At 65.1% G+C, this 9,183-nt stretch carries 8 protein-coding genes and 1 riboswitch; of the genes, 1 reads left to right on the top strand and 7 read right to left on the bottom strand.

Translation table 11 applies throughout. The features are described 5' to 3' along the window. Positions 1-339 precede the first annotated feature (339 nt). The 7 genes from V3587_RS09630 to cobG form a co-directional block, all read right to left on the bottom strand. Positions 340-930 (bottom strand): dihydrofolate reductase family protein, encoded by a 591-nt coding sequence (locus tag V3587_RS09630; RefSeq protein WP_007729844.1) that lies wholly within the window; start codon positions 928-930, stop codon positions 340-342. A gap of 77 nt (positions 931-1,007) precedes the next feature. Further along, entirely contained in the window at positions 1,008-1,247 is a 240-nt protein-coding gene (locus V3587_RS09625; RefSeq protein WP_283376425.1) for a PLDc N-terminal domain-containing protein, read from the bottom strand. Then, on the bottom strand, positions 1,244-1,648 hold the full coding sequence (locus V3587_RS09620) for a nuclear transport factor 2 family protein (protein ID WP_007729842.1): 405 nt from the start codon (positions 1,646-1,648) through the stop codon (positions 1,244-1,246). The genes V3587_RS09625 and V3587_RS09620 overlap by 4 nt, the downstream gene beginning before the upstream one ends. Continuing rightward, a complete protein-coding gene (locus tag V3587_RS09615; RefSeq protein ID WP_076948440.1) occupies positions 1,645-2,004 on the bottom strand; it encodes an HNH endonuclease in 360 nt (119 codons plus the stop codon). Before V3587_RS09615 ends, V3587_RS09620 begins: the two co-directional genes overlap by 4 nt. 26 nt (positions 2,005-2,030) lie before the next feature. Further along, entirely contained in the window at positions 2,031-3,518 is a 1,488-nt protein-coding gene (gene cobJ, locus V3587_RS09610) for a precorrin-3B C(17)-methyltransferase (RefSeq protein ID WP_030536355.1), read from the bottom strand. Beyond that, positions 3,515-4,141: a precorrin-8X methylmutase gene (locus V3587_RS09605; RefSeq protein WP_007729839.1), complete on the bottom strand. Its 627-nt coding sequence runs from the start codon at positions 4,139-4,141 to the stop codon at positions 3,515-3,517. The genes cobJ and V3587_RS09605 overlap by 4 nt, the downstream gene beginning before the upstream one ends. A 19-nt stretch (positions 4,142-4,160) precedes the next feature. After that, positions 4,161-5,303 carry a precorrin-3B synthase gene (cobG, locus tag V3587_RS09600; protein WP_210377135.1) on the bottom strand — a complete coding sequence of 381 codons (1,143 nt, stop codon included), beginning with the start codon at positions 5,301-5,303 and terminating at the stop codon, positions 4,161-4,163. A 51-nt stretch (positions 5,304-5,354) separates the two neighbouring features. Then, positions 5,355-5,487, top strand: a riboswitch (cobalamin riboswitch). A 39-nt stretch (positions 5,488-5,526) separates the two neighbouring features. On the opposite strand from cobG, the gene V3587_RS09595 reads away from it, so the two are divergent. Next, on the top strand, positions 5,527-9,147 hold the full coding sequence (locus V3587_RS09595; RefSeq protein ID WP_064074789.1) for a cobaltochelatase subunit CobN: 3,621 nt from the start codon (positions 5,527-5,529) through the stop codon (positions 9,145-9,147). Positions 9,148-9,183: the final 36 nt, after the last annotated feature.

Raw genomic sequence — 9,183 nt, 5'->3', positions numbered from 1 at the left:
CAGGTTCGGAATGCTCTACGCGCACCATTCTTGTATCGTAACAATTTATACGATGAATTTCAGGCGCAGGACACTAGTAGCCGTCCAGCTTGGCCATTTTTGCTGAGGCGCTCGATGGCGACATATGTCCTTACGGTCCGCCGGGCGGAAAGAACTTGTTCGTGATCCAGTTCGATGCTTCGATCTCGTCGAGGGTTGTCCGGAGACTTCGGTGGCTAATGCTCGTGCTGTGCCGAGTGTCCGGTCAATACCGAACATCGAACAAGACTGGAAACTTTCTCGTGTCCGACCTGAGGCGACGACATGTCTTTCAACCGCGCATGTCCAGCCATGCGTCGACTACCCGTCCGATACCTGACCCGGGGGCGGTATTTGAGTGGGCCGATATCGCACGGCGACTGCACCCGACTGGAACTCGTGGCGATCGACGAGTTCGAGTTGGATGCGCTTGCGCAGACCGGCGAGCAACGTCGGTCCGTGTCCGGCAAGGACCGGTTGCACAACGAACTCGTACTCGTCGATCAGTCCCAGGTCTGCCAATGCCAGGGGGAGTGTCACGCCGCCAACCCACAGACCTTCGCCGGGCTGCTCCTTGAGCCGTTGAATCGCTGACCCCAAGTCGCCTTGCACGAGTTCGGCATTCCAATCGACCCCGCTCAGCGTGCTCGACACGACGTACTTCTTAGCCCGGTCCATTGCCTCGGCGAACGGGATCTCCCACTCGTCCATCCAGTCAGGCCACGCCCCCGTTGCGGGCCGCCGCCACGCCGACTCCATCATCTCGTAGGTCACCCGGCCGAACAGCAAAGCATCGGCTCGTTCCATCTGAGCGGTCCAGTAGCGCATCGACTCCTCGTCGGGTGGGAGCCCCGCCTCGTGATGGCAGCAGCCGTCGAGGGTGACGTTGATCGAGTATCGAAGTGGTCTCATCTCGTTGTTCTCCCCTGATACGCGCAGAGTGACAGCACCGGACCGTACTCAGACTACTGCCGGGCCGTCGGTGTAGATCAGGTTCGGGACCTGGAGTCACGCGGGGGTCGACCGAACAGTAACCAGACGAGCGCACCGAGTACAGGCACCGCGATCACCAGTGCCGACCACCAGAATTTGCTCCCCAAGCGGTCGAAATCGGTGCGCACGATCGCCACGAGCGCGCTAATCGTGATGAAGATCCAGGCAAGAACGAAGACGGTGAAGGTGATGTCCATCCAAGGCGGAATGGTGGGGTTGGGGGTCGATTCGTTCACGCTTCCAGACCACTTTCGACGACTGTGCCTTGATGAAACAACACGCTCCATCGATTCTCGGTGAACCGCCAGATGGATGATCGCTCGGTAACTCGTTGCGCTTGCGCCAGCCGGTACGTCACCAGATACGTGTCAGGCGCAATCCGGCTCAGCGCTGGCCGGTCAGCCGTCCACCCGAGTTCGGCGGCGTCGTTCACCTCGCCGCGGAGGCGTCGGCGCTCAACTACCGACTGCACGTAGTCGCGGGTGTATCGAGCGCCGGAGGCTCCGATCTCCCGGAACTGCGGGTCGACGACCGCATCGAACTCGTCTCGTGACATCGCTACTCGAGTTCGGTGAAACAGAGGTTCGAACTCCATCAACTCGTCGAGGATCGGGCGAAACTCGTGTGGGGTCGTCACGACTGCTCCGAGAACTGCGCCCTCATCTCGATCCCTATCTCCGCGTGTCGCAGGAGGAAGGCCTTCTCGTCATACCCCTTGCGCCGCAACCAGAGAGTGACCTCGCTGTTGCATTTGCTTGCATTGCACGAGCGGCACGCCGGTGCGATGTTGTCGAGTGTGTAGCGCCCACCGCGGGAGATCGCCAGCACGCAGTCACGTTGCGGCGACTCGTCCGACTCGCCGCAGTACGCGCAGCCACCCCAGGCCGCTTTGAGCGCGGACCACTGCTCGACGGACAGATCGTGCTCCACCAAATCCATCCGGCGTTTCCGTTTACGCGCGTATCTTGCTTTCCGGGTCCGGTTGACGGGCATGACGCCATGCTATCGCCGTGCGGCGTTCACTCCGGGTAGCGCCGCGGGGTGAACACCTGACGGCCCGAACCGGTTTCGACGACGGTTGTCATCGACGAACCGACGATGAGCAGCGTCCGCATGTCGATCTCGGAAGGCTCGAGCTCGCCGAGGGTCACGACGCGAACTGATTCCTCGGCACCGGCAACATCGCGGCCGATGACGACGGGAGTCTCGGGGGAGCGGTGCTCGAGCACGAGGTCCTTCATGGCTTGGACCTGCCACGTCCGGGACTTCGACGCCGGGTTGTAGACCGCAAACGCCATGTCCGCGGCTGCAACTGCCGAGATACGGCGCGCGACGACATCCCACGGCTTGAGGCGATCAGACAACGAGAGCACCGCGTAGTCGTGCCCGAGGGGAGCACCGACGCGACTGGCGACAGCGTTTGCCGCCGTCATGCCGGGAAGGATGCGGACCGGCACGCCGCGCCACTGGTCTTCGGCGGCAACTTCGAGAACTGCTGCAGCCATGGCGAATACGCCGGGATCTCCCGACGAGACGACAGCTACACGGGCGCCGTTCTTCGCCAGGTCCAACGCCATCGCGGCGCGTTCCGCTTCGACGCGGTTGTCGCTGGAATGGCGACGCTGGCCCGGACGCGTCGGCACGCGATCGACGTACGGGCCGTAGCCGACGAGGTCGGTTGCCAACGAAAGCTCATGCGCCACTTCGGGTGTGGTCCAGGCGGTGTCGCCCGGCCCGAGTCCGACCACGACCACCTCGCCGCGAGACTCGGTCGCAGGTCGAGGGTTGTTCGACGGGCTCGGAACGATGGCGATCGAAAAGTACGGAACTCCGTCCGGGTCGACCTCGGCAGCGGATTCGACGCGTTGACGTGTGGTGCTCGCGCGCTCGACGTAGTGGGCCTCGCCGAGGCGACCGGAATCCTCGAGCGATTGGAGGACCGGTGGGAAGGTACGTCCGAGCTTGAGGATGGCCGCGGCGTCGGTTTCCTTGAGCCGCCTGGTCAGCTCGGCCTGCGGCAACGTTCCGGGCAGGATCGTGAGGATCTCTTCACCCTCGACCAGCGGCTTTCCGAGTGCAGCAGATGCCGCGCTGACGGAGGTGACGCCGGGAATCACTTCGGCGTCGAAGCGATCGGCCAGTCTCTTGTGCATGTGCATGTAGGAGCTGTAGAAGAGCGGATCGCCGGCGGCGAGCAACGCGACGGTTCGACCGGCCGCGAGGTGAACTGCCAGCCGTTCGGCAGCTGCTTCGTAGAACTCGTCCATCGCGCCCTGGTATCCGCCGGGATGATCAACGGTCTCGGTGGTCACGGGGTAGACGAGGTGTTCTTCGATCTGTCCTTCGCGCATGTACGGCGCTGCAACTCCGCGGGAGATGCTCTTGCCGTGCCGCGCGGAGTGGAACGCAACCACATCGGCCTCGCCGATGACGCGGGCGGCCTTGACGGTCACCAATTCGGGATCGCCGGGGCCGATACCGACACCCCAGAGCTTGCCTGCACTCATTCGACTTCGCTCGCAATCGCATTGACGACGGCGGCGGTGATCGCGCTGCCGCCGCGTCGGCCGCGGAGAACGAGATGATCGATCCCGCTGGCGTGTTCGATGAGGGCTTCCTTCGACTCGGCAGCGCCGATGAAGCCGACCGGACCTCCGACGATGGCGGCCGGACGGGGTGCGCCGGCTTCGATGAGGTTCAGGAGATGGAACAGTGCGGTGGGTGCGTTTCCGATCGCGACAACAGCGCCCTCGAGCTTGGCTCCCCACAGTTCGAGAGCAGCCGCCGAGCGAGTGTTGTCGATGGTCGACGCCAGCACGGGAACCCGCGGATCGCCGAGGGTGCAGATGACGTCGTTGCCGGCGGGCAGACGCTTGCGCGTGATGCCGGCAGCCACCATCTGGGCGTCGCAGAAAATCGGCGCGCCGTCGCGCAGAGCTGCGCGCGCAGCCGAGACGACACCGGGTGTGAAGGCGACGTCGTCGACGAGATCGACCTGGCCACTTGCATGAATCATGCGCACTACAGCTTGCGAGACATCCGCCGGGAAACGGCTCAGGTCGGCTTCGGCCCGAATGGTGGCAAAGGACTGGCGATAGATTTCCGCGCCGTCACGGATGTACTCGATCATGTGCCACACGATAGAGGCATCACCGATCGGCCGGATTCACCCGGTAACCGTCGCCCGTCGCAATCACATCCGCTACGTCCCCGCGGGGACGTCCACAACTGCGGTCGCACCCGGCCCAGTGCTGGCGCCCGACAACGGGAAGTTCTGCCTGCTCGACGGCGGTGATCGCGTCGGTGCGCACATCGGCGAGCGACTTCTCGCATCCCGGACTTCCGGTGCAGGCGGTGACCTCGAGCCACGGTGAGTTCTCGTCGAAGATCAACCCCATGGGTGCCAGCACCCGGACTACCTGCTCGGCTGCCCATTCGTCGAGGTCGAAGATATGCACCGATCGCCACGGCGTCACGACGACGGGCTTGTCGACGGCGGCGAGGAACTCGGCCAGCCGAGCGTCGAGCAGCCCGAATCGCAGGCCGCCGCCCAGAGCTACGGTCCCGTCGCGCTGCTCGAGCCAGCCGATAGTGGGCCGTGCATCCGGCGTGAGGTCCGCCGCAACGGTGGACTCGGCGCTCAGACCCAGCTGCTCGAGGGTGCGTTCGATTCCGTCCGGAACCTCGGCCAGGCGCCAGTGCTTGTCGCGGACGTCGAGGAATGAACGAGCCGCCGCGAGGAGCAATTCGACGGCGTCGTCCGCCTGTACACGATGAGTGGTGCGGTGACCGGCGAGCACCAGTGAATGCTCGGTGGCGCTGCGCGCATGGAGTCCGAAATCGCCCCGTAGCCCGGTGATGTCTCCGCGCCCGTCGTCGAGGGTGAACAGGGTTCGCCCTGGCAGATCTGCCAATGCTTGATCCGCTTGGATCGCCGAATCGAGACGGTGGACCAGTTCACGAATGTCGGCGACGCCCCCGATACGGCCGGACAGTGGGGACGCGAGGATGTTGCGCACTCGTTCGTGCGTCGCGGACGGCAGCAGACCGGCCGAAGCGATACGCGCCGCGAAGGCTTCGGGGTCCGAGACCGAGCGCAGTTGTACGTTGCCCCTCGAGGTGAGTTCCATCTGCCCGTTGCCGAGATCGCGCGCTGCGTCGGCGAGCGTCTGCAATTGGACCGGGGTGAGGAGTCCGCCGGGTAGGCGCACGCGTGCCAGTGCGCCGTCGGCGGCGTGGTGAACTTGCAGTGCACCCGGGCACGCGTCTGGCTGTGAACGGTCCGTGGGCATGGCTCCAGGGTACGACCTGTCATGAGTGCCTTCTGCGGACCGGTAGCATCACCACCACCAGTGACGGCAGTTGAGGAAACCGGTGAGAGTCCGGTGCGGTCGCGCCACTGTGAGTGTTGCTCGAGCGGGACGTGTTTCCGCTCGGAAACACGAGTCAGACCCTCAACCGCCGTCGATGACAGATCTGTGCCACGGGGCGCGAAACCCCAGGAAGGCTTCACCCGTGATTCTTCTGCTCTCCACGTCCGACACCGATCTGCTGAGCGCCCGCGCCAGCCAGGAAGCCGGCGACGGCGTCTCCTATCGCTGGGCCAACCCCTCACGCTTGCTGGTCTCGGAGGACTTGCCGCCCTTGCTCGACGGCGTCGACCTCGTGATCGTTCGTATCCTCGGTAGCCGTCGCAGCTGGGAAGACGGCCTGGACATGGTCCTCGCCTCCGGACTCCCCGTAGTCGTTCTCGGCGGCGAGCACGCGCCGGACGCCGACCTCATGGAGTGCTCGACGGTTTCCGCCGGTGTCGCTGCCGAGGCTCACAACTACCTGGCCGAGGGTGGCGCACAGAATCTGGCACAGCTGCACCACTTCCTGTCCGACACCGTCCTGCTCACCGGCCACGGGTTCGAACCGCCGGCCCACCTGCCTTCCTGGGGCATCGCTGATTTCGCGCCCGATCTCGACTCGGCGAGCGGTCCGGTCATCGCAGTTCTGTACTACCGCGCCCAGCATTTGGCCGGAAACACCCGGTACATCCAGGCGTTGTGCGACGCGGTCGCCGAGGCCGGTGGCACCGCGCTGCCGATCTACTGCGCATCTCTGCGAACCGCAGAAGCCGAACTTCTGAGCACGCTCCGCCGCGCCGACGCCATGGTCGTGACAGTTCTTGCTGCCGGTGGCACGAAGCCCGCGACCGCGTCCGCCGGTGGCGACGACGAAGCCTGGGATGTCGCCGCACTCGCTGCGCTCGACGTCCCCATCCTGCAGGGCCTGTGCCTGACCAGTAGCCGCGCCACCTGGGACGAGAACGACGACGGACTGTCGCCTCTCGACGTCGCGACCCAGGTCGCGGTGCCGGAATTCGACGGCCGCATCATTACCGTCCCGTTCTCCTTCAAGGAAATCGACTCCGACGGACTGTCCACGTACGTCCCCGACGTCGAGCGCGCTGCCCGTGTCGCCGGGATCGCGGTCCGTCACGGCAAGCTGCGCCACATTCCCACCACCGAGCGTCGCGTTGCTCTGATGCTCTCGGCGTACCCGACCAAGCACGCCCGCATCGGCAACGCCGTCGGTCTCGATACTCCGGCGAGCGCAATCGACCTGCTCACCGAAATGCGTTCTGCCGGTTACGATCTCGGTCCGGTCGACGGTCCGGACGCAGTTCCCGGCCTGGCGGCGAAGGACGGCGACGCGCTGATCCATGCCCTGATCGCGGCCGGCGGACAGGATCCCGACTGGCTCACTGCCGAGCAGCTCGAGGGCAATCCGATCCGCATCTCGGCAGCGAAGTACCGCGAATGGTTCGCCACCCTGCCCGAGGAACTGCGCAGCGGTGTCGAAGAGCACTGGGGCGCAGCGCCCGGAGAGCTGTACGTCGACCGCTCGCAGGATCCCGACGGCGAAATCGTCATCGCGGCACTGCGATTCAACAACATCGTCCTCATGGTCCAGCCGCCGCGGGGATTCGGTGAAAAGCCCGTCGCGATCTACCACGACCCGGATCTGCCGCCGAGCCACCACTACCTCGCGGCCTACCGCTGGATCGCTGCAACACCGGACAACGGCGGATTCGGCGCCGACGCCGTTGTGCACCTCGGCAAGCACGGAAACCTCGAATGGTTGCCCGGCAAGACACTCGGCATGTCGAGCAACTGCGGCACCGACGCGGCCCTGGGCGACCTGCCGCTGATCTACCCGTTCCTCGTCAACGACCCGGGTGAAGGAACACAGGCAAAGCGTCGCGCCCACGCGACTCTCGTCGATCACCTGATCCCGCCGATGGCCCGCGCCGAAAGCTACGGCGACATCTCCCGTCTCGAGCAACTGCTCGACGAGCACTCCAACATCTCCGCACTGGACCCGTCCAAGCTGCCGGCCATTCGCCAGCAGATCTGGACGCTGATGCGGGCGGCCAAGATGGACCACGACCTCGGCCTCGCGGAGCGTCCCGAAGAAGACGTGTTCGACGACATGCTCCTGCACGTCGACGGTTGGCTGTGTGAGATCAAGGACGTCCAGATCCGCGACGGTCTGCACATTCTCGGCCGCGCACCCGAGGGCGACGCCGAAATCGAACTGGTCCTGGCCATGCTCCGTGCCCGTCAGATGTGGGGCGGCGAACAGAGCGTCCCTGGTCTGCGCGAAGCTCTCGGGCTCAGCGAAGACGGCGACGAGTCCCGCAACCGTGTCGACGACGTCGAGGAAAAGGCGCACGCTCTGGTTCGCGGCATGTACGACGCCGACTGGAACCCCGCTGCGGCAGAACAACTCAGCGACGACGAGACCGTCGTGAAGATCCTTCAGTTCGCGGCCACCGAAGTGGTTCCACGCCTCCGACAGACGAACAACGAGATCAAGCAGGTCCTGCACGCGCTCGACGGCGGCTTCATCGCCGCCGGCCCGAGTGGGTCACCGCTGCGCGGCCTGATCAACGTGCTTCCCACCGGTCGTAACTTCTACTCCGTCGATCCCAAGGCAGTTCCCTCACGACTGGCGTGGGAGACCGGTCAGGCGATGGCCGAGTCGCTCGCCGCTCGATATCTCGCCGATCACGGCGAGTACCCGCGCTCGGTGGGTCTGTCCGTGTGGGGTACCGCCGCCATGCGTACCTCCGGCGACGACATCGCCGAAGTGTTCGCGCTCCTCGGTGTTCGCCCTGTCTGGGACGAAGCAAGCCGACGCGTGGTCAACCTCGAGGTCATCGATCTCGACGAGCTCGGCCGCCCGCGCATCGACGTCACCGTCCGCATCTCCGGATTCTTCCGTGATGCGTTCCCGCACGTGCTCGCACTGCTCGACGACGCTGTTCAGTTGGTCGCCGCATTGGACGAGACGGACGAGCAGAACTACGTGCGCGCCCACGCGCAGGCCGACCTTGCCGAGCACGGCGATGCCAGGCGTGCGACCACCCGCATCTTCGGTTCGAAGCCCGGAACCTACGGCGCCGGCCTGCTGCAACTCATCGACTCCAAGACCTGGCGCGGTGACGACGACCTCGCCGAGGTGTACACCAACTGGGGCGGCTTCGCGTACGGCCGTGGGCTCGACGGAATCCCGGCAGCCGACGACATGCGCAGTGCATACCGTCGAATCAACGTGGCGGCCAAGAACACCGACACGCGTGAGCACGACATCGCCGATTCGGACGACTACTTCCAGTACCACGGCGGCATGGTTGCCACCGTGCGCGCGCTGACCGGAAAGTCGCCCGAGGCGTACATCGGCGACAGCACTCGGCCGGAATCGGTTCGCACACGCACACTTTCGGAAGAGACCGCACGTGTCTTCCGGGCGCGCGTGGTCAATCCCCGCTGGCTCGACGCGATGCGCCGTCACGGGTACAAGGGTGCGTTCGAGATGGCGGCCACGGTCGACTACCTCTTCGGGTACGACGCCACCACCAACGTGGTCGCGGACTGGATGTACGAAAAGCTCGCCGAGACCTACGTTCTGGACGAGCAGAACCAGAAGTTCATGACGCAGTCCAACCCGTGGGCCTTGCACGGAATCGCCGAGCGGCTCCTCGAAGCCGCCGAACGCAACATGTGGGAGCACCCCGAGCAGAAGACACTCGACGGCTTGCGTCAGGTGTACCTCGAAACCGAAGGCGAGCTCGAGGGGGAGTAAACCTCGATCACCGTCAGGTCCGGGCGCTGAAGTGAG

Origin of the sequence: Rhodococcus sp. IEGM 1306 (assembly GCF_036541985.1) — a bacterium.
Taxonomy (GTDB): domain Bacteria; phylum Actinomycetota; class Actinomycetes; order Mycobacteriales; family Mycobacteriaceae; genus Rhodococcus_F; species Rhodococcus_F qingshengii.
The sequence above is the reverse complement of the archived record's forward strand: the minus strand, read 5'-3'. Positions and strand labels throughout refer to the sequence as shown.

Coding starts and splice junctions, on each gene's coding strand:
- V3587_RS09605 (WP_007729839.1), bottom strand. CDS start 4,141: ATGATCGAGTACATCCGTGACGGCGCGGAAATCTATCGCCAGTCCTTT.
- cobJ (WP_030536355.1), bottom strand. CDS start 3,518: ATGAGTGCAGGCAAGCTCTGGGGTGTCGGTATCGGCCCCGGCGATCCC.
- V3587_RS09615 (WP_076948440.1), bottom strand. CDS start 2,004: ATGCCCGTCAACCGGACCCGGAAAGCAAGATACGCGCGTAAACGGAAA.
- cobG (WP_210377135.1), bottom strand. CDS start 5,303: ATGCCCACGGACCGTTCACAGCCAGACGCGTGCCCGGGTGCACTGCAA.
- V3587_RS09630 (WP_007729844.1), bottom strand. CDS start 930: ATGAGACCACTTCGATACTCGATCAACGTCACCCTCGACGGCTGCTGC.